The sequence below is a fragment of the Sandarakinorhabdus limnophila DSM 17366 genome (genome assembly GCF_000420765.1).
In the GTDB taxonomy this organism is placed as follows: Bacteria; Pseudomonadota; Alphaproteobacteria; order Sphingomonadales; family Sphingomonadaceae; genus Sandarakinorhabdus; species Sandarakinorhabdus limnophila.
The window spans coordinates 139,332-165,124 of the sequence record NZ_ATVO01000004.1; the positions used below are offsets into that span (position 1 = coordinate 139,332).

Consider the following 25,793-nt stretch of genomic DNA (forward strand, 5'->3'; position numbering starts at 1 on the left):
CAGAGTGTGGGGTGGGGAATAACCGGCGGTGAGGCCGGTTATTCCACCTCCTCGTTGCTCTGCAGCTGGACGTTGAGGCCCAGCGACCGCATTTCCTTGACCAGCACGTTGAAGCTTTCGGGGATACCGGCTTCGAACGTGTCGTCACCCTTGACGATGGCTTCATACACCTTGGTGCGGCCCACCACGTCATCGGATTTGACGGTGAGCATTTCCTGCAAGGTGTAGGCCGCGCCATAGGCCTGCAGCGCCCACACTTCCATTTCCCCGAAGCGCTGGCCACCGAACTGGGCCTTGCCGCCCAGCGGCTGCTGGGTAACGAGGCTGTAGGGACCGATCGAACGGGCGTGGATCTTGTCGTCCACCAAATGGTGCAGCTTGAGCATGTAGATATAGCCCACGGTGACACGGCGATCGAAGGCATCGCCGGTGCGGCCATCGAACAGCTCGACCTGACCGGAGGTTTCCAGCCCGGCCAGTTCCAGCATGTGCGACACGTCCGCTTCCTTGGCGCCATCGAACACCGGGGTGGCCATCGGCACACCGCCCACCAGGTTGCGGGCCAGTTCGATCACCGCGGCATCGTCATAATCGGCGATGTCGAGCAGATACTGCGGGCCATAAATGACCTTGAACAGCTCGCGGATCTCGTTGGCTGTGCCCGATGCCATGGTCTGGTGAATATTCTCCAGCATCTCGGCGATCTTCTTGCCGAGGCCGCGCGCGGCCCAGCCCAAGTGGGTTTCGAAGATCTGGCCGACGTTCATGCGGCTGGGCACGCCCAGCGGGTTGAGCACGATATCGACCGGAGTGCCATCGGCCAGGAAGGGCATGTCTTCCTGCGGCAGGATGCGGGAGATGACGCCCTTATTGCCGTGACGGCCGGCCATCTTGTCACCCGGCTGCAGCTTGCGCTTCACCGCGACAAAGACCTTCACCATCTTCAGCACGCCCGGCGGCAGTTCGTCGCCGGCCTGCACCTTGGATTTCTTGTCTTCAAGGCGAGCGGTGATGGTGGTGTGGGCTTCATCCCACTGCGCCTTCAACGCTTCCAGGCCGGCCTGCATGGCATCATCGGCCACGCCGAACTTCCACCATTCACGGCGCGGCTGTTCTTCCAGCATGGCCTCGTCGATGGCGGCGCCCTTCTTCACGCCCTTGGGCGCGGCGACCACTTCCTGACCCAGCAGCGCATCGCGCAGACGGGCATAGGTGGCGCGATCAAGGATGGCGCGTTCGTCGGTGGCGTCCTTTTCAAGGCGCTCGATTTCCTCGCGCTCGATCTGCAGGGCGCGTTCGTCCTTGTCGATGCCATGGCGGTTGAAGATGCGCACATCAACGATGGTGCCCGACACGCCCGGCGGCAGACGCAGCGAGGTGTCACGCACATCGCTGGCCTTTTCGCCGAAGATGGCGCGCAGCAGCTTTTCTTCCGGCGTCATCGGCGATTCACCCTTGGGGGTGATCTTGCCAACCAGGATATCGCCCGGTTCCACTTCGGCGCCGATGTAGACGATGCCGGCTTCGTCGAGACGGGCCAGCGCGTCTTCACCAACGTTGGGAATGTCGCGGGTGATGTCTTCCGGGCCCAGCTTGGTGTCGCGGGCCATCACTTCGAATTCATCGATATGGATCGACGTGAACACGTCTTCCTTGACGATCTTCTCGTTGATCAGGATCGAATCTTCGTAGTTGTAGCCATTCCACGGCATGAACGCGACGAGCACATTGCGGCCCAGCGCGAGTTCACCATCTTCGGTGGACGGACCGTCGGCGATGATGTCACCCTTCTGCACCAGGTCACCCACGGTCACCAGCGGGCGCTGGTTGATGCAGGTGGACTGGTTGGAGCGCTGGAACTTCATCAGCGTGTAGATGTCGACGCCCGACTTGCCCGGCTCCACGTCCTGCGTGGCGCGGATCACGATGCGGGTGGCGTCCACCTGGTCAACGATGCCGGTGCGCTTGGCGGCGATGGCAGCGCCCGAATCGCGCGCAACCGTGCCTTCCATGCCGGTGCCCACGAACGGGCTTTCGGCCTTCACCAGCGGCACAGCCTGACGCTGCATGTTGGAACCCATGAGCGCGCGGTTGGCGTCATCGTTTTCCAGGAACGGGATCAGCGACGCGGCGACCGAGACCAGCTGCTTGGGCGACACGTCGGCCAAGGTGATGGTGCTGGCCGGGGCCATCAGGAATTCCCCGGCCTGACGGGCGGAGATCAGTTCCTCGACATAGGTGCCGCCGGCATCGATGCCGGCGTTGGCCTGCGCGATGGTGTGGCGGGCTTCTTCCATGGCCGAAAGATAGACGACATCGTCGGTCAGCTTGCCGTTATCCACCTTGCGGTACGGCGTTTCGATGAAGCCATATTTGTTGACGCGACTGAAGGTGGCGAGGCTGTTGATCAGACCGATGTTCGGGCCTTCCGGCGTTTCAATCGGGCAGATGCGGCCATAGTGCGTCGGGTGAACGTCGCGCACTTCGAAGCCGGCGCGCTCACGGGTGAGACCGCCCGGGCCGAGGGCCGAGACGCGGCGCTTGTGGGTGACTTCGCTGAGCGGGTTGGTTTGGTCCATGAACTGCGACAGCTGCGAAGAGCCGAAGAATTCACGCACCGCAGCCACGGCCGGCTTGGCGTTGATCAGGTCGTTGGGCATGACGGTGTCGATATCGACGCTCGACATGCGCTCCTTGACGGCGCGTTCCATGCGCAGCAGGCCAACGCGATACTGGTTTTCCAGCAGTTCGCCGACCGAACGCACGCGGCGGTTGCCGAGGTTGTCGATGTCGTCGATTTCGCCCTTGCCGTCCTTCAGTTCGACCAGCGTCTTCACCACCGAGGCGATGTCCTCGCGGCGCAGCACGGTCACATCATCCGGGCAGTCCAGCGCCAGACGCATGTTCATCTTCACGCGGCCCACGGCCGACAGGTCGTAACGGTCCGGATCGAAGAACAGGCCATAGAACATGGCTTCGGCAGTTTCACGCGTCGGCGGCTCGCCGGGGCGCATGACGCGGTAGATTTCGGCGAGCGCATGGTCGCGCTCTTCCACCTTGTCGGCCATCAGCGTGTTGCGGATCCACGGACCCACCGACACATGGTCGATGTCGAGCAGTTCGATGCTGGTCTGGCCGGCGCGGTCGATCTTTTCCAGATTTTCCGCGGTCAGTTCGTCACCGGCCTCGATGTAGATTTCACCGGTGGCTTCATTGATCAGATCGAACGCCGAATAACGACCGAAGATTTCCTCGGTCGGGATCAGCAGGCTGGTCAGGCCATCAGTGGTGGCCTTGCGCACCATGCGCGGCGTGATCTTGGTGCCCGATGGGAACACGACTTCGCCGGTGTCAGCGTTGACCACGTCAAACGTCGGCTTGGCATTGCGATAGTTGGCTTCAACGAACGGCACTTTCCAGCCGGCTTCGTTGTTCGCGCCATGGCCGCGCACCCAGATGACGCGGTTGTAGAACAGGTTGAGGATCTCTTCCGAATGCCAACCCAGCGCATAGAGCAGGGTGGTGACCGGCAGCTTGCGCTTGCGATCGATACGGACGTTCACGATGTCCTTGGCGTCGAATTCCAGGTCCAGCCACGAACCGCGATACGGGATCACGCGGGCAGCAAACAGATATTTGCCGCTGGCGTGGGTCTTGCCGCGATCATGATCGAAGAAGACGCCTGGCGAGCGGTGCATCTGCGAAACGATCACGCGCTCGGTGCCGTTGATGATGAAGGTGCCGTTGCCGGTCATGAGCGGCATGTCGCCCATGTAGACGTCCTGCTCCTTGATATCGAGCACGGAGCGGGTTTCGGTATCGGGATCCACTTCGAACACGATCAGCCGCAGCGTGACGCGCATCGGCGCCGCATAGGTCATGCCGCGCTGGCGGCACTCGTCCGTGTCGTACTTCGGTTCTTCCAGCTCGTAATGCACGAAATCCAGCTCGGCAGTGCCGGCGAAATCGCGGATCGGGAAGACGCTGCGCAGCGTCTTTTCAAGGCCGGAGACATAGCCCACCGCCGGGTTGGACCGCAGGAACTGTTCATAGCTTTCGCGCTGCACCTCGATGAGGTTCGGCATCTGCACGACTTCGCCGATATGGCCGAAGTTCTTGCGGATGCGGCGGCGGTTGTTGAACGGCTTCACGCCCTGGGGCGGCTTCATCTGGGTGGCCATGTGTTCTGGTCGCCTTCTGGTCAAAATTTCGCTTCCAGCAGGCAAGCCTGTCTGGAAAAACAGCAAAAACCGCACAGCACCCCGCTGCAGCGGAATGTCGCACGGTCACTGGCGATAGAAGCCCTGCCACCCTTCCTCCGTCGCGGCCCGATCGCGCTACGGGCCGTGTCTCGAAAGGCAGCAGGCCGGCCGGGAATCGAGATCCCCTCCGGTGATGAGCGGCAGATAGGCGTTTTGTTGGATTTGGGCAAGGGGGAGTGCCGGGTGCGGCGACACGCCAATGGAAAAAGGGGCAGCCCCGGCTGGAGCTGCCCCTTTCCTGTTTCCTGCCGGACGGGCCGGCATGAAGCGTTGAAGCTTACTTGAGTTCCACCGTCGCGCCGGCTTCTTCGAGCTGCTTCTTGATCTTCTCGGCGTCAGCCTTCGACACGGCTTCCTTGACGGCCTTCGGAGCCGATTCCACCAGGGTCTTGGCTTCGGTCAGGCCCAGGCCGGTGATGGCGCGGACTTCCTTGATGACGTTGATCTTCTTGCCACCGTCGCCGGTGAGGATCACGTCAAATTCGGTCTGCTCTTCAGCAGCCGGAGCAGCAGCGGCGGCCGGACCAGCGGCAACGGCCACGGCCGCAGCGGCGGACACGCCCCACTTTTCTTCCAGCATCTTGGCGAGGTCAGCGGCTTCCAGCACGGTCAGGGCGGAAAGCTGTTCAACGATCGAGTTCAGGTCAGCCATTGTATTTCTCCATTGTTTTCAGATTGGTTTGTCGTGTTCGAAAGCCTCAGGCGGCATCTTTTTCGGCATAGGCCGAGAAGACGCGAGCCAGCTTGGCGGCCGGCGCACTGGCCAGCTGGGCCAGCTTGGTCGCCGGGGCGTTGACCAGGCCAATGATCTTGGCGCGCAGCTGGTCGAGCGACGGCAGTTCGGCCAGGGCCTTCACGCCATTCACATCCAGAACCGTGCCAGCCATGGCACCGCCAACGATCTCGAACTTGTCGGTCGTCTTGGCGAATTCCACCGCGACTTTGGCAGCGGCCACCGGATCGGTGGACGTGGCAAGGCCGATCGGGCCGGTCAGCAGATCACCGATCGGCTGGTAGGGCGTGCCTTCGAGCGCAATGCGCGCGAGGCTGTTCTTCGTCACCTTGTAGCTGGCACCGGCAGCGCGCATCCGGTTCCTGAGGTCGCTCGACTGAGCAACGGTCAGGCCATGGTTGCGGGCGACCACGACAACCGAAGTTTCGGTCAGCGTTTTGGCCAGGCTGGAGACGGCGTCGGCTTTTTGGGCGCGATCCATGCTCACTCCTTGGTTTCATGCCCGCAAGACCGTCTTTCGACGACCCGGCGGGCCGGTGATGACGCAGCATGACGCTGCGCCGGCTCATGAGCCTTGCGCCTGCCAATCACCATCGCTGGGAAGGAGCGGGCACCAGGCCCGTCCGAAGAGGATCGTCACCACACCGGGGATACCCAGCGCAGACCGGATCAGGCACGCGGCCCGACCAGGGAAAACCAACCTCGTCTCATGCAGGCCCAAACGGCTTAAGGTGAAACACCACCTGCAATCTCGGACGGTCGCCCGGCCATTGCTGACCGGAACGGATGCGGCGCGATAGGGGGAAGCGCCAGCAGAGTCAAGCGATGACCGAACGGAAAAGGGCCGGAGCAGTCTCCCGCTCCGGCCCTTTTTTGTTTCAGTGATCGCTGGCGATCAGGCGTACTGGCCGGTCGACGACGGATCGACCTTGATGCCGGCGCCCATCGACGAGCTGACCGCAACCTTGAGCAGATACTTGCCCTTGGCGCCGGTCGGCTTGGCCTTGATCACGGCATCAAGCAGCGCGTTGAAGTTGGCGCGCAGATCGTCCTGCGGGAAGCTGGCCTTGCCCAGGATGCCATGGATGATACCGGCCTTTTCAACGCGATATTCAACCTGGCCACCCTTGGCTGCCTTCACGGCTTCACCAACGTTCATGGTAACGGTGCCCAGCTTCGGGTTCGGCATCAGGCCCTTGGGGCCCAGCACCTTGCCAAGACGGCCAACCAGACCCATCATGTCCGGCGTGGCGATGCAGCGATCGAAATCGATCGTGCCGCCGGTCACCAGTTCCAGCAGGTCTTCAGCGCCAACCACGTCGGCGCCGGCGGCCTTGGCTTCATCAGCCTTGGCACCGCGGGCGAACACGCCCACGCGCACGGTCTTGCCGGTGCCCTTGGGCAAGGTGACGACGCCGCGCACCATCTGATCGGCATGGCGGGGATCGACGCCCAGGTTCAGCGAGACTTCGATGGTCTCGTCGAACTTGGCGGTGGCCAGGCTCTTCACCAGGCCGATGGCTTCGTCGATCGAATACAGCTTGTCGCGGTTCACCGCGGTGGCCAGAGCCTTGGCCTTCTTGGTCATAGCCATGTGATCAGCCCTCCACCACTTCAAAGCCCATTGCGCGGGCCGAACCTTCGATGGTCTTCATCGCCATCTCGATGCTGTTCGCGTTCAGGTCGGGCATCTTCTGCTCGGCGATGGCGCGGATCTGCGACTGCTTGATCTTGGCAGCCGGTGCGCCCTTGCCCGGCGTGGTGCCGCCCGACTTCAGGCCAGCCGCCTGCTTCAGCAGGAAGGAGGCCGGCGGCAGCTTGGTGATGAAGCTGAAAGAACGATCGGCATAGACGGTGATGACCGTCGGGATCGGGGTGCCCTTTTCCAGGGATTCAGTCTTGGCGTTAAACGCCTTGCAGAATTCCATGATGTTCACGCCGCGCTGGCCCAGTGCCGGGCCGATCGGCGGCGAGGGGTTGGCGGAACCCGCCTTCACCTGCAACTTGATATAACCAGTAATCTTCTTGGCCATGTGGCCGCTCCTTGTTGTGTGGTGCTAGCGGCCGGGGCAACCGGCCTCCCACGCCTGTGGTGAAAGCGCTGAATTACTTCTGCTTTTCCACCTGTTCGAAGCCGAGTTCGACCGGGGTTGCCCGGCCGAAGATCGACACCGAAACCTTGACGCGGCCATGATCGTAGTCGATTTCCTCGACCAGGCCGTTGAAACTGGCAAATGGGCCATCGAGCACGCGCACGCTGTCGCCGATCTCGAAATTGGCCTTCTTCTTGATCTTGGCCGCAGGGGTTTCCTCGGTCTTGGTGTTCAGCATGCGGGCGGCTTCCGCCTCGCTCACCGGCTGCGGCTTGTTCTGCTGGCCCAGGAAACCTGTCACCTTGGGCGTGTTCTTGACGAGGTGATAGACGTCGTCGGTCATCGCCAGCTTGGCCAGCACATAACCGGGCATCGATTTGCGCTCGATCTGGCGCTTCTTGCCCTTGAATACTTCGGTGACGGTCTCAGCCGGCACCTCGACAGCATCGATGAACGCTTCAAGGCCCATGCGGCGGGCTTCGGAAAGGATCGATTCCTTCACCTTGTTCTCGAAACCGGAATAGGCGTGAATGATGTACCAGCGCGACATAGGGTTCCTCAGGCAGCGAGGCTGAGCAGGAATTTGACGGTGCGACCAAGGATCTGGTCGATGCCAAGGAAGAAAACCGACAGCAAGGTGGTCATGATCAGCACCATGATCGTCATGCGCACCGTGTCGGGCAGGGTGGGCCAGGCGATCTTGCGGGTTTCGGTCTGCACCTGGCGCACGAATTCCGCCGGGGAAACCCGGGGCTTCTTCGCCACTTCTGCCTTGACCTCACTCACGCCATCACCCTTTGCCGTTCCGCTCAACACGAATCACACAACGCAGCGTTCAGGCGCAAATGCCCGACGCCTGCAACGCCAATAACCGGTACGGGAAACCCGTTACCGGCCGGATGGACGCTGCCCGCATATCCCAAAATGGGCCCAACGCCCCTGTTTTTCAACCGCTTGTGGCCGAAAACCCGGAGCTGCTGGCAGGAGTGGAGGGGCTCGAACCCCCGGCCCTCGGTTTTGGAGACCGATGCTCTACCAACTGAGCTACACTCCTGTGTGCAGACGCGCGGCTATAAAGAGACGGGCCGGCCGGTGCAAGAGGCTGTGCCGCAAGAGGTTGCGGTAGCGGCGCGGCTGGATTATTGGCCAAGACAACGCGGGTATAGCTTAGTGGTAAAGCTCCAGCCTTCCAAGCTGGCTATGCGGGTTCGATTCCCGCTACCCGCTCCATCGCAACGCTGCGTGCCGCGAGCTGACAGGCGCAAAGTCGGCCGGGCCGACGGTTGGCTTTCAGGCCAGCCGCGCCGCTTCGACGTCAGCCGCATCTGTGCCGCGGCCCCTTGTTTCCGTTGCACCCCCTAAACCCCCCGCCCCCGCCGCCGTTTCCGGTGCAGGTCAATCAGCGCGGGAGGGTCAATCAGATGAAGCATCAGCCGGGGCCGATGGTGGCACAGGCAGCGATGCCAACGCCGCCCGACGTTGCCCTTCCCGCCGGCACCGGCCCGCTGGCCTGGTATGATCAGATCAGCGCGCTGTTGATCCAGACCGGGCTGCCGCCGGAACCCGCCGTGTACGACGTGCTGTGGCGTTACCTGCGCGACGAGGATGCCGAACTGTCCCTGGCCATCGACAAGGCCCTGGCCGGCGACGGGCTCACCTTGGGCACGGTGATGAGCCTGCGCGAAACACTGTTGGGCCAGATGAGCGAAGCCCAGGTCAACCAGTTGATTGCGCAGGCCCATGGCCAGGCCGAAGCCCTGACCAAGCGCATCGAGAGTGGCCAGACCGATCTGGCCGATTATGGCCGCGCCATTGCCGATGGCGGCGAGCGCCTGGCCGGGCCAATGGATGCCACCGCACTGGCTGGCCTGCTCGAACAACTGAGCACCGCCACATCGACCGTGCAGGCCGCCAACGGCCGCCTGCTCGATGAACTGGAGCAGGCCGCTGCCGAAAGCCGGGCGCTCGCCGATCGCCTCACCCAGGCCGAACGGGCCGCCGTGACCGACGCGCTGACCGGTGTGTTCAACCGGCGCGGGTTGATGGCGGCGGTGGAAAAGGCCCAGGCGGACGCAATTTGCACAGGCCGACCGTTGGCGCTGGCCGTGGTCGATATCGATCATTTCAAGCGCTTCAACGATCGGTTTGGCCACGCCATGGGCGATGATGTGCTGCGTTTCGTGGCCAGCCATCTGGCGGAACGGCTGGAGACCGACGGCGGCTTCGTGGGCCGGCTGGGCGGCGAGGAGTTCGTGGGCGTAATGCCGGCCACATCCGTACAGGCCGCCGCCGGGCGCATTGACCGGATCCGCGCCGATCTGGCCGGACAAGTGTTGCGCAGCGCCGTGGATGGCAGCAGCATGGGCCGCATCAGCTTTTCCGCCGGTGTGGCCGAACATCGCGCCGGGCAAGGGCCGGATCAGCTCATCGAACGGGCCGATGGCGCACTCTATACCGCCAAGCGGCTGGGGCGTGACCGGGTGGTGCCCGACCGGGGATGAGCCAGGCAAACCGAAAAAGGGGCGTTGACAGCCGCGCGGCGCTGACGCACTAGGCCGCCTCCCGACAGGTCCGCTTGATGCGGCTGTGGAGGGGTGGCCGAGCGGTCAATGGCAGCAGACTGTAAATCTGCCGGGTTTCACCCTACGTTGGTTCAAATCCAACCCCCTCCACCACCTGTCGGGCTTTTCCCTGCATTGGCCATGGCATCCGACCGCATTCGCCGTTATGGCAGCGGTTTTTCAGCCACCGGATAATTACTATGGGCCGCAGTCCCCACCCCAAGAACCAGATGCGCCAGAAAAGCCCCTTCCCGCGCCTCTATGGCCGCCATGCGGTGTTTGCAGCGCTCGACAATCCGGAACGCGCTTTCCGCAAATTGTGGCTGACGCCGGCCACATCCAAGACCATCGTGGTCCCACAAGGGCTGCAGGTGCAGATTGGCGACGATCATGATCTGGGCCGGATGTGCCCGCCAGATGCGCCGCACCAGGGGTTTGTGCTGGAAGTGGAACCGCTGGAGAATGTCTGGCTGGGCGATATCCTGAAAGAGACCAATGATGGCGCCAATCGCCCGATCATTGTGCTCGATCAGGTAACCGATCCGCACAATGTCGGCGCCCTCATGCGCTCCGCCCTCGCCTTCAACGCCCGCGCCATCGTCACCCAGGATCGCCACAGCCCAGCCGAATCAGGTGTGCTGGCCCGCAGCGCCAGTGGCGCACTGGAAGCGCTGCCGTGGGTACGCACGGTCAATCTGGCCCGAGCGCTGGGTGAGATCGGTGACGCCGGCTTCTGGCGCATCGCGCTGGATGGCAACGCGCCCGACACGCTGGAATCAGCGTTGGGCAAAAGCCAGCCGGCGCTGGTGCTGGGCAGTGAAGGCGAAGGCCTGCGCCACCTGACGATCGAAAATTGCGACCAGCTCGCCCGGCTGCCGATCACCGGCGTTGAAAGCCTGAACGTGTCCAACGCCGGCGCCATCGCGCTCTATGCCTGCGCCCGGCGGGGGCTGTGAGGGCGCGCGCGCCGCGCCAGACAGGCTGACCACAAAGCAGCGCGGCGTGGCCGGTTGAGCCACGCCGCGCGCTTTTGATCCTGGCAAACGCGTCAGAACTGGACGCGGGCACCGAAGCGGAACACGCGGCCCAGCGCGTTGCCGATGAACGGATCGTAGGACGGCTCCAGCCGCGACGCGGGCGGATCGGCGTCGGTGAAATTCTCGACCGAGAATTGCAGCTGCGTCTTCACGCCGGCAATCGGCGGCAGATCATATTGCAGGTGGAAGTCGTGCTGCGTGAAGCTGCTGACTTCGCGGCCGAAGTTGACCGGACCAAAGCTGGTCGCGGTGCAGTTGGTCAACCCGACGCAGCGATCATCGGTGACGCCAGCGACATAGCGCACCTGGTAGCGGGCATTGATGCCGCTGATATTGTAGTTGATCCAGGCATTGCCGCGGAACGGCGAGATGGTGAGCGGATCGCGGAAATAGTTGGTGAAGCCCTTGGCCTGATAGCCCGACTGCACCAGAACGCCGCGGAAGACGAAATCTTCGAACGTGTAGTCCAGTACGAAGCTGCCCTGGCCTCCAACGTTCAGCTTCCCGCCAAAAACATCGACATTGTAATCCACCGCCACGTCGATGCCGCTGGTCTTGATGCCGGGGCCGTTCACCCAGTCGGTGCGGACACGGGAGATGTCGAACCCGGTGGTCACGCCCTGGTTGCAAGCACCGCCCTGGAAGGTGATCAGGTTGGCAAAGACGCTGCTGCAGTTGGCGAACCGGGTGCCGTTGGCCGCCACGGCGCCGCTGGCGACGCTGGTGGCGATGGCCTGGGCCGGGGTAGTGGTGATGCGGTCGTTGAAGTCAAAGCTCCAGTAATCCACCGAAACGGTGAGGCCGCCGGTGGAGACCACCGCCCCCACGTTGTAGGTGAAGGCGGTTTCCGGACCCAGATCATTGGGGTTGCCGAAGATATCGACCGACTTGAAGTTGTTGGCCGCCGCCTGGATGCCCGCCAGGCTGGTGATCTGGTTGCGGGCCACCTGGTTGGCCTGCGGGCCACGGAAGGTGGTGCCCGCCGAACCGCGCAGCACCAGCCAGTCGGTCGGGCTCCAGCGCACCGTGCCCTTGGGGTTGAACGTGGAGCCGACCGAGCCGCCATAATCTTCGAAGCGGGCAGCGCCGGTGACTTCCAGCGTGGTGGTGATCGGGATCTTCACTTCGGCAAAGATCGCCTTCACGTTCTGCGTCTGGCGTTCAAAGCGCGTGCCGCCCAGGAAGATGAATGGGCCAACGCCTTCGATCGGGGTGCCCACGCACCCGCGATCGCCTTCGCGGAAGCAGGGGTTCACGTTGAGATCGGATTCGGCGTTGATCGGACGGCTCGACCAGCCGTTGCCACGATACTGCGCGCCAAAGGCATAGGCGATCGGCCCGCCGCCCAGATCAATCCCGGTTTCACCCGAGAAGATCAGATCGACAACCGTCTGCTCTTCCACCTGGAAGGTGCCGTTCCTCACATGCACCCAATTGACCAGTTCTGGCGTGTTCGACGCACCCGGCACGAAATTGGGATTGGTCAGGCCCTGGATGGAGATAGGCTGGGCAGCGTTCAGGAATGGATTGAACCATTGGCAACCGTTCTGGCCCGCAACACCAAGGGCGCGATTGCAGTTCGGCCCGCCAAAACCATTGAGGGCATCCTGCAATCGCGAACCGATCATATCGGGCACTGAGGTCCGGCGTTCCGACCGCCACCAGGTGCCATAGAGCTGGCCGCGGAACGAATCGGAAAATTCATGTTCGATACCGCCCGATGCGCGATAGGATTTGTTGTTGGCCTGGCCAACGCCAGCGCCGCGATTGGGATCGGCGGGATTGCCCAGCCAACCGAACGGGCGCCAGAACACCGCCGTCACCGCTGCCAGCGGCCGCTGCGCCGTGGAGGGTGCGAGGCCACTCTGCGCCAGGAAGGCCGGAACGCCCGGGTTGTTGGGGCTCACCGTGAACGCGTTGGCCGAACCGGAACCGCGCGGACCCTGCGTGGGCGGGAATGAAGGGGAATAGCCCAGTGAATTCAGGTCAGTCTGGGCATAGGTGAATTCCAGATGGACCTTGGTGCGGTCCGTCAGATCGACATCGGCCTGCAGATAACCCTGATAACGATCTTCCTCTTCGATGATGTTGTTCCACGGGATGAAGCTGAACCGGCACAGCGTGCCGTCATTGACCCCGCCAACGGCCGCGCAACCGGCGTTGCCGCCGTCACGGGCGGTCTGCGTCTGGATCGCGCCATTGTTGAGATACGATGCGGCAAACAGGCCCGGCGTGGACAGCGCCGACCAGCCCGACGGGTTGACGGCATAGGGGGTACGGCTGAATTCGCGGGCATAGTTAGGCAGCGCCGAGCGGTGCTGCCAGCCGAAGCCGGCCATCAGGTTGACCTTGCCGAAGGTCTTGCCGACCAGGATCGAGCCGGTCCAGTTGTCCTTGGAACCTTTGATCGCATCCAGGTCGCCCTGAATGATGACACCGTTGAAGTTCCTGCGGGTGACGAAGTTGGCGACGCCGGCGATGGCATCGGAACCATAAGTGGCGGCCGCGCCATCCTTCAGCACTTCGATGTTCTGCAAGGCAAAGATCGGAATGAGGTTGGTATCGATGAAGCCATCGCCCGGCGCCAGCACGGTTCGGCGGCCGTTGAACAGCACCAGCGTGCGGGTGGGGCCAAGGCCGCGCAGGTTCAGCGAGCCATTGCCCTGGAAGCCTTGCGATGCGGTGGAATATTGGTTGGAATCGCCCAGCGTGGCGCCCACCGAAGGCAGCTGCTTGATGAATTCCAGCGGTGAGGAGACGCCCTGCTTGTTGAGATCGTCAGCGGTGAACACATCAACCGGCATCGCCGCATCTTCGCGGGTACCGCGAATGAAGCTGCCGGTAACGATGATTTCGCTTTCAACAGCCTCGGTATCGGCGGCTGCCTGAGGCGCCGCCTGTGCGAAGACCGGGCTACCGATAACTGCAATCGTGGAAAACAAGGCTACAGCCGCGCAGCTGTTGCGAAGGCACATCACCCCCATCAATCTTCTCCCCAAAATGGCCATCGCCCAGCCTTGGCTCCAACCATGGAGTGGTACGGGTCGTGACACATGGAGAGTGTTTAACCTTTGCTTGTCGCCGTCAAGAGGCGGCAAGCAAAGGCAAAAGCTGTCTGCACAACAGCAGTGTCTCTGCTGCAACAGTCCAAAGGACTGCTTCAGCCCGCACTATTGCCACTACTTGGCAATAGTGCTGATGATTCAATAGCTTTCGGTTTCGTAAACGCGGCTGATGTCGCCGCCCCACGACCCGTTGTACAGCGCCAGCAGCCGATCGGCCGTGGTCATGCCACTGGCGACAATCTCGCGCAGCGGGTTGAGGAAGCCCTGTTCGGTATCGCCGGCGTTATTCAACCGGGCGCGGGCGGCAAGTCCAGCATCTGAGATCTTCAGCACTTCAGCCGCCAGATCCTTCAGTGTACCACCATTTGGACTGGCCGCGCCCAAAGCCAGCGCCGGCACTTCGCGGCGCAGGCGATCATGGTTTTCCGGCGTCCAGTGCTTGACCAGGTCCCACGCTGCATCCAGCGCCGTCTGATCATATAGCAGGCCGACCCACAGCGCCGGCAATGCGCAGATGCGATCCCAGCGCCCGCCATCGGCGCCGCGCATTTCCAGATAGCCCTTCATCCGCACTTCCGGGAACGCAGTGGACAGATGATCCTTCCAGTCACCCAGCCGCGGCTTTTCACCCGGCAGCACCGACAATTTGCCGGCGAGGAAATCGCGGAACGAATGGCCGGCTGCGTCGATATACTTGCCGTCGCGATAGACAAAGTACATCGGCACATCGAGCGCGTATTCGGTATAATGTTCGTACCCGAAGCCATCTTCGAACACGAAGGGCAGGATGCCGGTGCGGGCCGGATCGGTGTCGGTCCAGATATGGCTGCGGAACGATTTGAAGCCGTTGGGCTTGCCTTCCGTGAACGGCGAATTGGCGAACAATGCGGTGGCGATCGGCTGCAGCGCCAGGCTCACCCGGAATTTCTGCGCCATGTCGGCTTCGCTGCCATAATCCAGGTTGGTCTGGATCGTGCAGGTGCGCAACATCATGTCGAGGCCAAGGCTGCCGACGCGCGGCATGTGGCGCAGCATGATGTCATACCGGCCCTTGGGCATGATCGGCAGTTCGGCGCGCGTCTTGTCGGGCCAGAAGCCCAGGCCAAGGAAACCCAGGCCCAGTTCGGCGCCCAGCTCGCGGCATTGTTTCAGGTGGCGGTTCGATTCCGCACAGGTCTGGTGCAGATTTTCCAGCGGGGCGCCCGACAGTTCGAACTGGCCGGCCGGTTCCAGGCTGATGTTGCCGTCAGCGCCCTTGAGCGCGATCACGTTCCCGCCTTCCAGGATCGGCTCCCAGCCATAACGGGTCATCGCCATCAACAGGTCGCGGATGCCGCCGGGTTCGCTGTACGACGGCGCGCGATGATCTTCGGTGCGGTAAACGAATTTCTCGTGCTCGGTGCCGATGCGCCAGGCGTCGCGGGGCTTGGCGCCGGCGTCGAACACCGAAACCAACTGGTCGCGCGATACGATGATCATGTCATCGCCGGCGGAAGTCACCTTGTTGCTCATGCCTTGCGCCTTAACGCCGTTGCCCCGTTGGCGCAATGAAGCGGCCCTGTTGCGATTTTATTGCAGCGTTCGGGTTATCAGGCGGGGCACTCATCGTGGCGAAGCTGTCATTCTGCCCCTTGCCATAATGTCATGTTTGCCCACATTGGCCGCCATGAGAGTTGCGACCTTGTTGATTCTGGCGCTGCTGCCGCTCACCGCCTGTGGCGTGGAGCAGAGTCAGCCTGCGCCAGTGAAGGCCGATGACCGTTGGGGCCATCTGCCGCCCGATCCGGAACGGCCGCAACAAGCCGAAAGCGCCAGACCGCCACGCGGCTGATCCCACTGCAAAGCGGCAGGATTGCGCTGCAGCGCTGATCTGGCATCCTCCCCGCCTTTCGCAGGAGGAATTGGCCATGCATGATCTCGTGATCCGCGGCGGCACCATCGTTGATGGCAGCGGCAATCCACGCTTCACCGGCGATATCGCCGTCGATGGTGGCCGCATCACGGCCGTGGGCGCCGTTGCCGCTCCGGGGCGCGAGGAGATTGACGCCAAGGGGCTGATCGTCACGCCCGGCTTTGTCGACATCCACACCCATTATGATGGCCAGGCGACTTGGGATTCGGAAATGGCGCCGTCGTCGTGGCACGGGGTCACAACAGTGGTGATGGGCAATTGCGGTGTCGGCTTTGCGCCGGCCAAGCCCGAAAAGCACCAATGGCTGATCGGCCTGATGGAAGGGGTGGAGGATATCCCCGGCACGGCGCTGGCCGAAGGCATGACCTGGGACTGGGAGACATTCCCCGAATATCTCACCGCGCTGGAAAAGCGGCAACGCACCATCGATGTCGCCACCCATGTGCCGCACGGCGCCGTGCGCGCCTATGTGATGGGCGAGCGCGGTGCCCGCAACGAAAAGCCGACCGCAGACGACATTGCGAAAATGGCCGAAATCGTCGCCGAAGGCGTGGAGGCCGGCGCACTGGGTTTCTCCACCAGCCGTACCATCCTGCACAAATCGATCGACGGCGAACTGGTGCCCGGCACCACCGCCGAGAAGGACGAGCTGATCGCCATCGGCCGCGCCATGGGCAAGGTGGGCCATGGTGTGTTCGAAATGGCCAGCGATCTGAAGCGCGAGTGGGATGAATTCGGCTGGATGGCCGAAATGAGCCGCGAGACCGGCCTGCCGGTCACCTTCGCCATGCTGCAGTCCATCGCCAAGGAACTGCCGTGGGAAGAGCAGATGAGCGAGACCGCACGCGCCAATGCAAATGGCGCCAACATCGTCGCCCAGATCGCCATTCGCGGCAACGGCATCTTGATGGCGTGGCGCGGCACCGTGCACCCGTTCAAGTTCCGGCCCAGCTGGCAGGCCATCGAGGCGCTGCCGTGGGAAGAGCAGTGGCAGCATCTGCGCGATCCGGCGTTCAAGGCAAAGCTGTTGGCCGAAGAGAATGTTTGGCCCGAAACCGATGTGCTGCCGCTCCTCATGGCGGTCGCGATGGGCTGGCAGCTGCAGTTCGAAATGACGGAAGGCTTCAACTACGAGCCGACGCAAGCTGAAACCATCTTTGCGATGGCCAGGGCCGCCGGCAAGGACCCGGCTGAATATGCCTATGACCTGCTCAGCCGCGATGAAGGCAAGGGCTTCATCTATTTCCCCATCCTCAATTACGCCGATGGCAACCTCGATTTCGTGAAGGGCCTGCTGCACCGGGACGACGTGGTGATCTCGCTGTCCGACGGCGGCGCTCATTGCGGCACCATCTGCGATGCCGCCAGCCCGACCTATCTGCTGCAACATTGGGTGCGGGACCGGACGCGCGGCACGGTCACACTGGAAAACGCCATCCGCCGCCAGTGCCACGACACGGCGAAGCTGTATGGCCTCAATGATCGCGGCGTCATCGCACCGGGATACCTCGCCGATTTCAACATCATCGATCTGGACCGGCTGCAACTGGGCAAGCCGTGGCTGGCGTTCGATCTGCCCGCCGGAGGCAAGCGCCTGCTGCAGAAGGCCGATGGCTATGTGGCAACGATCAAGAACGGCGAGGTGACGTTCCGCAACGGCCAGATGACCGGCGCCCTGCCCGGCGGCCTGATCCGCGGGCCACAGGCATCGCCCGCCACCGCTGCACTGGCCGCTGAATGATCCGCGCTGTCGCCGCCGCCCTGCTGCTGACCACGGCGGTGACCGCCCAGGAAGCGCTTCCCGGGGCCTTTGCGGAAAGCCGCGCTCTGCCCGGCCTCACCGCGCCGGGCGAGATCATCATCGACCGCGCCGGCATTCCGCACATCTATGCCGCCAATGCCCGCGATGGCTTTTTCCTGCAGGGCTATGCCGTGGCGCGGGATCGGCTGTGGCAGATTGATCTGTGGCGCAAACGTGGTCTGGGGCGGCTCTCGGCCAGTTTCGGCGCGCAGTTCGTCGCGCAGGACCGCGCCGCGCGGCTGCTGCTCTATCGCGGCGAGATGGCGGCCGAATGGGCAGCCTATCCGTCGCAAGCCAAGGTCTGGACCGAGGGGTTCGCCGCCGGCATCAACGCCTATGTTGCCGATGTGGAGACCGGCCGCGCGCCGCTGCCCATCGAGTTCAGCGCCACCAACACCAGGCCGGAACGCTGGCAGGCCGACGACGTGGTGCGCATCCGTTCCAACGCACTGGCCAGCAACCTGACCAGCGAAGTCGTTCGCGCCCGCGCCCTGTGCGGCGGCGACCTCAAATATGAACCGCTGCGCCGCGAGCTGGCGCCAGCGCACACGGTGAGCATCCCCAAGGGGCTCGACCCGTGCAGCATCCCGGCCGACGTGCTTGATGATTATGCGCTCGGCACCGGCGATGTGCGTTTTGATGGCCAGAAGATCGTGGTGGCCAGCCTCGATCCCGACATCCAGGAAGGCAGCAACAACTGGGTGATCAGCGCAGGCAAGTCTGCCACCGGCCGTCCGATATTGGCCAATGATCCGCACCGCGCCCATGCCGTGCCCAATCTGCGTTACCTGTCCCACATCGACACGCCGGAACTGAAGATCGCCGGATCGGGCGAGCCGGCGCTACCTGGGATCAGCTTTGGCCACAACGAGAATGTGGCCTGGGCGATCACCATCTTCGCCATCGATCAGCAGGATCTGGTGGTGAACCCCAAGGCGACGAAACTCACCGAAGTGCGCGAGCGCATCGAGGTGAAGGGCGAAGCCCCGCGCGAGGTGGTGCTGAAGTTCACCGACGACGGCCCGATCATCCACGAAGATCCCACGTCGGGCCGCAGTTTCGCCCTGCGCGCCACCTGGACCAAGCCCGGCGCGTCTGCCTATTTCAACGCCAGCTGGGCGTGGACGGCAAAGACTTGGGATGATTTCCTTGTCGCCCGCGATCATTGGGGGGCGCCGCCGCTCAATCTGCTGTTTGCCAATCGCGCCGGCGATATCGGCTGGGCGCCGGGCGGCTTCGTGCCGGTGCGCGCGGCCGGTGATGGCCTGCTGCCGGTACCCGCCGGCAAGGCCCACCGCTGGACCGGGCTGCTCGATGCGAAACTGATGCCGGTGAAGCACAACCCGGCCGATGGCTGGATCGCCACCGCCAACGAAATGAACATTCCGGCCGGCTATCCGCACATGCTCGGCCTTGAATGGGCCGACCGCAGCCGCATCACCCGCATTTCCGAAGTGATCGGATCGAAACCGAAATTCGGCCTCACCGATGCGATGGCACTGCAGAACGACCCGACGTCCCCCATGGCCCGCCGCGCCGTGGCACTGCTGCAGGGCCTTGCCGGCCGTGACGCCAATGAGCGTGGCGCGCTGGCGCTGCTCGGCAACTGGAATGGCCATGAAGGGCCGGATTCGGCCGCAGCGGCCCTCTATGAGATCTGGGCCGCCCGCCATTTGGCCGCAAGCACGGTGAAGGCCATCGTGCCGGAAGCGGCCCGCCGCAACTTCGGCCGCACCAGCATCGGCAACATCCTGCCGGTACTGGAAGACGGTAAGCTGCTCGGCCCCGATTCTGCCGCGCTGCGGGCGGAGATATTGCTTGGCTCGCTCGGGCTCGCCTTTGCCGAAACCGCCCGCCTGCTCGGCCCCGATCCCGCCACCTGGCGCTGGGGAGCGCTGCACCGCGCCGATTTCCAGCCGGCGCTGCCGATCGCCGGCCGCGATGCCGAACGCCGCGTGGGCCCGGTGCCGATTGGCGGCAGCGGTTCCACCCCCATGGCGATGGGAACAGGCCCCGATTTTCGCGTTGTTTCCGGCGCGTCGGTGCGCGTGGTGATGGACGTGGGCGCGTGGGACAACAGCATGGCGATCAACACGCCCGGCCAATCCGGCGATCCATCAAGCCCGCACTACCGCGATCTGTTCGCGCGCTGGGCCACGGGCAATTATGTCCCCTTCGTCTGGAGCCGCCCGCGCGTCTTGCAAGAGGCAGAACGCATCATCAACGTCATCCCTGGCCGTTGATCGCCTGCCAGACGGCGACGGCCGCCAGTGCAGCGGTATCGGCGCGCAGGATGCGCGGGCCCAGGCTGATCGGCACCGCCGCCGAATGGGCACGAATGGCGTCTCGTTCTGGCGGGGTGAAGCCGCCTTCCGGGCCGATCAGGATGGCGGCCGGTGCGGGGCAGCGGGCAAGGGCGCTGGCCATCGCCTCGCCGCCGGTTTCATCGGCAAAGATCAGCGCCCGCCCTGCCGGCCAGTCGCGCAGCAGCCGGTCGATCGTGACGGGTTCGGGCAATTCCGGCACGGCGGTGCGGCCCGATTGTTCGGCGGCTTCCACCAGGTGCGCGCCCAGCCGCTCAAGGTTGGGTTTGTCCACCACCGTGCGCTGCGTCGTCACCAGCACCAGCCGCGCCACACCCAGTTCGCAGGCCTTTTCCACCAGCCAGTCGATGCGGCCCTTCTTCAGCGGCGCGGCGCACAGCCACAAATCCGGCACCTGTTCTTGGCGGCCACTTTGGTGCTCGGCCGCCAGTGTGACCGCTTTCTTCGCCACGCTCGCCACCCGCGCCGCCCATTCGCCGTCGCGGCCGTTGAACAGCCGCACCATGTCCCCCGCCTGGCGGCGCATGACGCTGCCGAGATAATGGGATTGCGGCTGATCCAGCGTGATAAGCGCACCCGCACAGAGCGCATCGCGCACATGCAGACGCGGCGTGGTTGACAAGCTGCGGTCGAATTCGCTCATGGGCTCCGTGGTTACGCCGCCTGCCCCTACCAACGCAACGCCAGACGCGGTCAAGAGCTGGATCGACCTGCTACCGGCGGGTGCGCAGACCTATGCCCGCCTCGCCCGGCTCGACCGGCCGGCGGGCACCTGGCTGTTGTTCTGGCCGTGCATCGCCGGGCTGGCGCTGGCCGGCGGACTCCAGCTCGCGCCGTGGCTGGTGCTGTGGTTCGGTTTTGGCAGCATCGCCATGCGCGGCGCCGGCTGCGTGTGGAACGATATCATCGACCGCGACCTTGATGCCCAGGTGGAGCGCACCCGCGATCGCCCGGTCGCCTCGGGTCGTATCTCCGTGAGGGCCGCGCTGGCCTTTGCGGTGGCGCTGTCGCTGATCGGCCTTGTCGTGCTGCTGCAACTGCGCGGGCTGGCCCAGATCGTCGCGCTGGCCAGCCTGATTCCGGTGGCGGCCTATCCCTTCATGAAGCGCATCACCTGGTGGCCGCAGGCCTGGCTGGGCCTCACCTTCAACTGGGGTGCACTGGTTGGCTGGGCCGCAATAGCACCCCTCGACGCGCCAGAAATGTGGCTGCTGTGGGCCGGCGGCATCGCCTGGACGCTGGGATACGATACCATCTACGCCCTGCAGGATATTGAGGATGATGCACTGGCCGGCATCAAATCCTCTGCCCGCGCGCTCGGGCCGAAAGCGCGCGCCGGCGTGGCGGGCTTCTATTCGCTGGCGCTGATCCTGTGGGCAGCGGCCCTGTGGATTGTCGCCGGGCAGGCACTGGCCGTGCTGGCGTTGCTGCCGCTGGCCGCGCAACTGGGCTGGCAGGTGGTGAAACTGGCCGATACCGCGCCGGCCAACGCACTGCTGCTGTTCCGTTCCAATCGGCTGGCTGGTGCACTGTGGGCGGCGGCCTGTGCGTCTGTGGGTCTGGCCTGAACGCAGCTGCGGGCCTGCCCCTGGGTTGGAACAGGCCCGCGCGCCCTGTTGTTTGCCGACATCAGGCTGGCCCACCCATCACCTGTATCGAACTGATCGAAGTGTCTCATGGCGCGCCGTCGTCTCATTGCACGAATTCGACAAAGAGACACAGTGATTGGGCCGTGACAGCGGCAGCCCACCACCCTACATCTGGGCCATGCTGTCCCCTGATGATGCCCTCACCCGCCTTGATGCCGCCCTTGCTGCCGCCCGCGCTGCGGGGGCCGACGCCGCCGACGCGCTGTATGTCGGCGATGGCGCCACTTCCATTTCGGTTCGCCTTGGCAAGCTGGAGGATATCGGCCGCGCCGAAGGCGAGGAAATCGGTATCCGCGTGTTTGTTGGCCAGCGTTCGGCCAGCGTCTCATCTTCCGATCTTACGCCTTCTGCCCTGCGCGAAGCGGCGGAGCGCGCCGTCGCCATGGCGAGGCTGGCCCCCGAAGACCCTTATGCCGGTCTGGCCCCGGAAGACCGGCTGGCGCGCGGACCGTTTGCGGAACTTGATGTCGATGATCCCACCGAGATCAGCGCCGCGGCCCTGAAGTTACGCGCGCTGGAATGCGAGGATGCTGCCCGCGCCATCGAAGGCATCACCAACAGCGAAGGCGCCGGCGCTGCAGCCGGGACAGTTGTGATGGCACTGGCCACATCGACGGGCTTTCGCGGCGGCAAGAAATCGACCAGCCACAGCCTGTCGGCCAGCGTGGTCGCCGGCACCGGCAGCGACATGCAGCGCGATTACGCCTGGCACGCCGCCCGCTATCTGGCTGATGTTGAATCGGCCGCGGCAATCGGCACCCGCGCCGGCCAGCGCGCCATCAGTCGCCTGCACCCGATCAAGCTGGCCAGTGGGCCGATGCCGATCCTGTTCGATCCGCGGGTTTCGTCCACGCTGCTTGGCCACCTTGTGGGCGCCATCACCGGCAGCGCCATCGCGCGCGGCACCAGCTTCCTGAAAGACAAGCTTGGCCAGGCCATCCTGCCCGCCGGCCTGTCAATCATCGATGATCCGCTGCGCCGCCGCGGCCTGCGCAGCCGTGCCTTTGATGGCGAAGGTTTGGCCGCACAGCGCACCGCCATCATCGAACAGGGCGTGCTGACCGGCTGGCTGATGGACGTGGCCAGCGCCAAACAGCTCGGCCTCGCCCCCACCGGTCATGCCAGCCGCGGCACCTCCGGGCCGCCCGGCGCCGGCACCACCAACCTGCACCTGGAAGGCGGCACCGCCACCTCGGCCGAACTGATGGCCGATATCAAGCAGGGCATTCTCGTCACCGAACTGATCGGCATGGGCGTCAACGGCCTGACCGGCGATTACAGCCGGGGGGCCAGCGGCTATCTGATAGAGAATGGCGAGATCACCCGCCCCGTGGCGGAAATCACCATCGCCGGCAATCTGCTCGACATGTTTGCCAAGATGATCGCCGGCAATGATCTTGAATTTCGTCATGCCAGCAACGCGCCAACGCTGCGCATCGATGGCATGATGGTGGCGGGCAGTTGACCCCGCACAGCCCGTCAGCGCGCGACGCTGATCTGGCGCTGGCGGCCGAGATCGCTGCCAATGCCGGGCGCATCGCCATGGCGCATTTCGGCAAATCTCCGGCCAGGTGGGACAAGGAAGATGGCAGCCCGGTGTGTGCCGCCGACATGGCGGTGAATGATTATCTGAAGGGCGTGATCACAGCGGCCCGCCCGGATGATGGCTGGCTGTCGGAAGAAAGCGCCGACAGCGCGGCCCGGCTGGAACGCCGCCGGGTGTGGGTGATCGATCCCATCGACGGCACCCGCGATTTCCTGCGCGGGCGGACGGGCTGGGCCGTATCGGTGGCGCTGGTCGAAGCCGGCACCGTGGTTGCCGCCGTGCTCAACGCGCCGGCGCAGGATCGGCTCTATGCCGCCGGGGTCGGGCGCGGCGCGACCTTGAATGGCAAGCGCCTCGCGGTGTCGGGCCTCGCCACGCTGGAAGGTGTGCGCCTGCCGATCGACCAGCCCAATCTCACCGCCGCCTTCTGGCCGTCACCCTGGCCCGGCACCGCCGTCGCCAAGCCCAACAGCCTGGCGCTGCGCATGGCGATGCTGGCGGCTGATGAAGCCGATGCGTGGCTTGAAGGGCGCAGCATCGCCGAATGGGATGTGGCCGCCGCCAGCCTGATCCTGGCCGAAGCCGGCGGCGTGCTGACGGATCGCCACGGCGCAGCATTGGCCTTCAACCAGCCGCAACCGGTGATCCATGGCATTGCTGCCGCCACGCCGGCGCTGCACGGCGAAGTGCTGGCGCGGCTTGATCATGCGCTCAAGGCTTTCGCCGCCCGTCGGCGGGGGCTTGCCGCCTGAAATCACAGGCTTGCGCCGCTCTGCCCAGCACCCCACAGTGACAGTTGAGCCCGGGGAGGGGTATGGACAACGCATCCCGATCAATGCCGTTGAAACGCCGGACGCTCGCCGCCTTTGCCGCGCCGTGCCTGCCGCTTACCGGCGTCGGCCTGCCGATGGTGATCTATCTGCCGCCTTACTATGCCAGCACGCTGGGTCTTGATCTGGCCATCACCGGCATTCTGTTCTCGGCCGTGCGTTGGATCGATCTGCCGCTGGATATCGCCTTCGGGCACGGCATCGACCGCACGAGCACGCGCTTTGGCCGGTTTCGGCCGTGGATGGTGGCGGGCGGCCTGATCATGCTGCTTGGTCTGTATCTCTGCTTTTTTGCCGAGCCCGGCCTGTCGCCGCTGCGCGCCTTTTTGGGCCTGCTGGTGATCTACATCGGCTTTTCGATGGCACAGGTCGCCCACACCAGCTGGGGCCAGGCGCTGTCCACAGATTATCACGAACGCAGTCGCATCTTTGGCTGGTGGCAAACCGCCAACATGATCGCTTTGCTCACCCTGCTGGCGGTGCCGCCGCTGGCCAACTGGCTGGGGCCGCAGCTGGGCTTTGCCGCCACGGCGTCGCTCGGCATCCATGCCATGGGGCTGGTGCTGGCGCTGATGCTCACGCCCGCCCTGCTCGCGGTGGCGTTGGGCGTGCCCGACCGCCAGTCCGCCGGTGCCGCCAGCGAGCATCCGCACGGCTGGCGCGATATCTGGCAGGCGCTTAGACAGCCCAATCTGCGCCGGCTGATGCTGATCGATCTGCTCGCCAGCCTGCCGCCCGGCGTTGGCGGCGCGCTGCTGGTGTTCTTCTTCGAAGCGGCACGCGGCTTTTCGGTGAACGAAGCGCGGTTGCTGCTGCTGTTTTATTTCGCCGCCGGCCTGATCGGCGCCCCGCTGTGGGGCTGGGTCGCGCGGCGCACCTCGAAACACATGGCGGTGGCCTGGGCCATTGGCAGCTATGCCGTGCTGCACATGGGCCTGGTGCTGGCGCCCAATGCCGGTTTCTGGGTCGCGGCTGCGGGCATGTTGCTGGCTGGCATCCCGGCGGTGGCGCCGCCCTTCCTGGTGCGCGCCATGCTGGCCGATGTCACCGATGCTGAAACGCTGGCCACCGGGCGCAGCAGCGCCGGGCTCTATTATGCCGTGCTCGTGGGGGTGCAGAAGATCGGTTACGCTATCCCCGTGGGCCTAGCCTATATCGTGCTCGATGCGGTGGGCTTTGATGCCAAGCTGGGCAGCGCCAACACGCAATCCGCTATCGATGGCCTGGTGCTGCTGTTCCTGGTGCCGCCGGTGATCAGCGCGCTGGGTGCCGCCTGGTTGGCGCGCGGCTGGACCATTGACCGCGCTGCGCAAGCCCGCATCATTGCCGAACTGCACGGCAGGTGACATTCAGCAGGGAGTAGACGCCATGAAATTCTATGACAGCATCGGCCCCAACCCGCACGTGGTGCGCATGGCCATGGCCGAAAAGGGCATCAGCCTGCCCACCGAGACCATCGACATCATGACCGGTGCCAATCGCAGCGGCGATTACATCAAGAAGGTGCCCGCCGGCGGCACTCCGGCGCTGGAGCTGGACGATGGCCGCATCATCAGCGAAATCACCGTGATAGCCGAATATCTGGAAGAGATTCACCCCACGCCTGCCATCATCGGCACCACCGCCGAAGAACGCGCCGAAACCCGCAAATGGGTGCGCATCATCGATCTGGGCTATTGCGAGACGATGGCCAACGGCTTCCGCGCCACCGAAGGCCGGCCAATGTTCGAACCGCGCTTCCCGATCGTTTCGCAAGCTGCCGGCGCGGAGCTGAAGGCGATCGCGGCCAAGAAGCTCCAGTGGCTGGATGCGCTGATGAGCGGCGATTTCGTTTGCGGTGATCGCTTCACCCTGGCCGATATCCTGATGTTCGGCTTCATCGAATTTGGCGCGCAGGTGGGCCAGCCACTGCCCGACGGCCTCACCTGGTTGCCGGCGTGGCACAAGCGCGTGGCCGCCCGGCCCTCTGCTGCTGCCTGA

The 25,793-nt window shown here is 64.3% G+C and carries 20 protein-coding genes and 3 tRNA genes; 12 read left to right on the forward strand and 11 right to left on the reverse strand.

From position 1 onward, the window contains the following. Positions 1-38: 38 nt before the first annotated feature. From rpoB to G566_RS0103940, 8 genes are all read right to left on the reverse strand, one after another. On the reverse strand, positions 39-4,169 hold the full coding sequence (gene rpoB, locus G566_RS0103905) for a DNA-directed RNA polymerase subunit beta (RefSeq protein WP_156874416.1): 4,131 nt from the start codon (positions 4,167-4,169) through the stop codon (positions 39-41). Between the two features lie 370 nt (positions 4,170-4,539). After that, entirely contained in the window at positions 4,540-4,914 is a 375-nt protein-coding gene (gene rplL / locus G566_RS0103910; RefSeq protein ID WP_022679370.1) for a 50S ribosomal protein L7/L12, read from the reverse strand. Positions 4,915-4,960: 46 nt separating this feature from the next. Then, positions 4,961-5,476 (reverse strand): 50S ribosomal protein L10, encoded by a 516-nt coding sequence (gene rplJ, locus G566_RS0103915; protein WP_022679371.1) that lies wholly within the window; start codon positions 5,474-5,476, stop codon positions 4,961-4,963. A 414-nt stretch (positions 5,477-5,890) separates the two neighbouring features. Further along, positions 5,891-6,589, reverse strand: a complete 699-nt coding sequence (gene rplA / locus G566_RS0103920; protein ID WP_029131231.1) for a 50S ribosomal protein L1 — start codon at positions 6,587-6,589, stop codon at positions 5,891-5,893. 4 nt (positions 6,590-6,593) lie between these two features. Beyond that, positions 6,594-7,028 (reverse strand): 50S ribosomal protein L11, encoded by a 435-nt coding sequence (gene rplK / locus G566_RS0103925; RefSeq protein WP_022679373.1) that lies wholly within the window; start codon positions 7,026-7,028, stop codon positions 6,594-6,596. A gap of 73 nt (positions 7,029-7,101) precedes the next feature. Beyond that, complete coding sequence (nusG, locus tag G566_RS0103930; protein WP_022679374.1) at positions 7,102-7,638, reverse strand: transcription termination/antitermination protein NusG; 537 nt, start codon at positions 7,636-7,638, stop codon at positions 7,102-7,104. A gap of 8 nt (positions 7,639-7,646) precedes the next feature. After that, positions 7,647-7,874 (reverse strand): preprotein translocase subunit SecE, encoded by a 228-nt coding sequence (gene secE, locus G566_RS0103935; RefSeq protein WP_084706765.1) that lies wholly within the window; start codon positions 7,872-7,874, stop codon positions 7,647-7,649. 192 nt (positions 7,875-8,066) lie between these two features. Then, a tRNA-Trp gene (locus G566_RS0103940) sits at positions 8,067-8,142 on the reverse strand. A gap of 102 nt (positions 8,143-8,244) precedes the next feature. Between G566_RS0103940 and G566_RS0103945 the strand changes: the two genes are divergently transcribed. From G566_RS0103945 to G566_RS0103960, 4 genes are all read left to right on the forward strand, one after another. Continuing rightward, a tRNA-Gly gene (locus tag G566_RS0103945) sits at positions 8,245-8,318 on the forward strand. A 191-nt stretch (positions 8,319-8,509) separates the two neighbouring features. After that, on the forward strand, positions 8,510-9,589 hold the full coding sequence (locus tag G566_RS14640; RefSeq protein ID WP_029131233.1) for a GGDEF domain-containing protein: 1,080 nt from the start codon (positions 8,510-8,512) through the stop codon (positions 9,587-9,589). Between the two features lie 87 nt (positions 9,590-9,676). Then, positions 9,677-9,763: transfer RNA gene (locus tag G566_RS0103955), tRNA-Tyr, on the forward strand. Between the two features lie 86 nt (positions 9,764-9,849). Next, positions 9,850-10,605 carry a TrmH family RNA methyltransferase gene (locus tag G566_RS0103960; protein WP_022679377.1) on the forward strand — a complete coding sequence of 252 codons (756 nt, stop codon included), beginning with the start codon at positions 9,850-9,852 and terminating at the stop codon, positions 10,603-10,605. Positions 10,606-10,697: 92 nt separating this feature from the next. Here G566_RS0103960 and G566_RS0103965 read toward each other — a convergent pair whose 3' ends face one another. Then, complete coding sequence (locus G566_RS0103965) at positions 10,698-13,670, reverse strand: TonB-dependent receptor domain-containing protein (RefSeq protein WP_022679378.1); 2,973 nt, start codon at positions 13,668-13,670, stop codon at positions 10,698-10,700. A 219-nt stretch (positions 13,671-13,889) separates the two neighbouring features. Continuing rightward, a complete protein-coding gene (locus G566_RS0103970; protein WP_022679379.1) occupies positions 13,890-15,263 on the reverse strand; it encodes a glutamate--cysteine ligase in 1,374 nt (457 codons plus the stop codon). 154 nt (positions 15,264-15,417) lie between these two features. Between G566_RS0103970 and G566_RS15300 the strand changes: the two genes are divergently transcribed. The 3 genes from G566_RS15300 to G566_RS0103980 all read left to right on the forward strand — a co-directional run bounded on the left by G566_RS15300 (position 15,418) and on the right by G566_RS0103980 (position 19,707). Beyond that, positions 15,418-15,582 carry a hypothetical protein gene (locus tag G566_RS15300; protein WP_156874417.1) on the forward strand — a complete coding sequence of 55 codons (165 nt, stop codon included), beginning with the start codon at positions 15,418-15,420 and terminating at the stop codon, positions 15,580-15,582. 76 nt (positions 15,583-15,658) lie between these two features. Continuing rightward, a complete protein-coding gene (locus G566_RS0103975; protein WP_040605408.1) occupies positions 15,659-17,404 on the forward strand; it encodes an N-acyl-D-amino-acid deacylase family protein in 1,746 nt (581 codons plus the stop codon). Beyond that, positions 17,401-19,707, forward strand: coding sequence for a penicillin acylase family protein (locus G566_RS0103980; RefSeq protein WP_022679381.1), 2,307 nt, complete (start codon positions 17,401-17,403; stop codon positions 19,705-19,707). The genes G566_RS0103975 and G566_RS0103980 overlap by 4 nt, the downstream gene beginning before the upstream one ends. On the opposite strand, the gene G566_RS0103985 is transcribed toward G566_RS0103980, so the two are convergent. Further along, positions 19,691-20,431 (reverse strand): 16S rRNA (uracil(1498)-N(3))-methyltransferase, encoded by a 741-nt coding sequence (locus tag G566_RS0103985; protein ID WP_022679382.1) that lies wholly within the window; start codon positions 20,429-20,431, stop codon positions 19,691-19,693. The genes G566_RS0103980 and G566_RS0103985 overlap by 17 nt on opposite strands. On the opposite strand from G566_RS0103985, the gene ubiA reads away from it, so the two are divergent. The 5 genes from ubiA (at position 20,430) to G566_RS0104010 (ending at position 25,793) form a co-directional block, all read left to right on the forward strand. Continuing rightward, the gene (gene ubiA, locus G566_RS0103990; RefSeq protein ID WP_022679383.1) at positions 20,430-21,356 is read left to right on the forward strand and encodes a 4-hydroxybenzoate octaprenyltransferase; all 927 of its coding nucleotides are present in this window, start codon (positions 20,430-20,432) and stop codon (positions 21,354-21,356) included. The two genes, G566_RS0103985 and ubiA, sit on opposite strands and share 2 nt — an antisense overlap. A 199-nt stretch (positions 21,357-21,555) precedes the next feature. Then, positions 21,556-22,902, forward strand: a complete 1,347-nt coding sequence (locus G566_RS0103995) for a TldD/PmbA family protein (RefSeq protein ID WP_029131236.1) — start codon at positions 21,556-21,558, stop codon at positions 22,900-22,902. Then, a complete protein-coding gene (locus G566_RS13435) occupies positions 22,899-23,735 on the forward strand; it encodes an inositol monophosphatase family protein (protein ID WP_022679385.1) in 837 nt (278 codons plus the stop codon). Before G566_RS0103995 ends, G566_RS13435 begins: the two co-directional genes overlap by 4 nt. Before the next feature lie 83 nt (positions 23,736-23,818). Continuing rightward, positions 23,819-25,159 carry an MFS transporter gene (locus G566_RS13440; RefSeq protein WP_022679386.1) on the forward strand — a complete coding sequence of 447 codons (1,341 nt, stop codon included), beginning with the start codon at positions 23,819-23,821 and terminating at the stop codon, positions 25,157-25,159. A gap of 22 nt (positions 25,160-25,181) precedes the next feature. After that, positions 25,182-25,793 (forward strand): glutathione S-transferase family protein, encoded by a 612-nt coding sequence (locus G566_RS0104010; RefSeq protein WP_022679387.1) that lies wholly within the window; start codon positions 25,182-25,184, stop codon positions 25,791-25,793.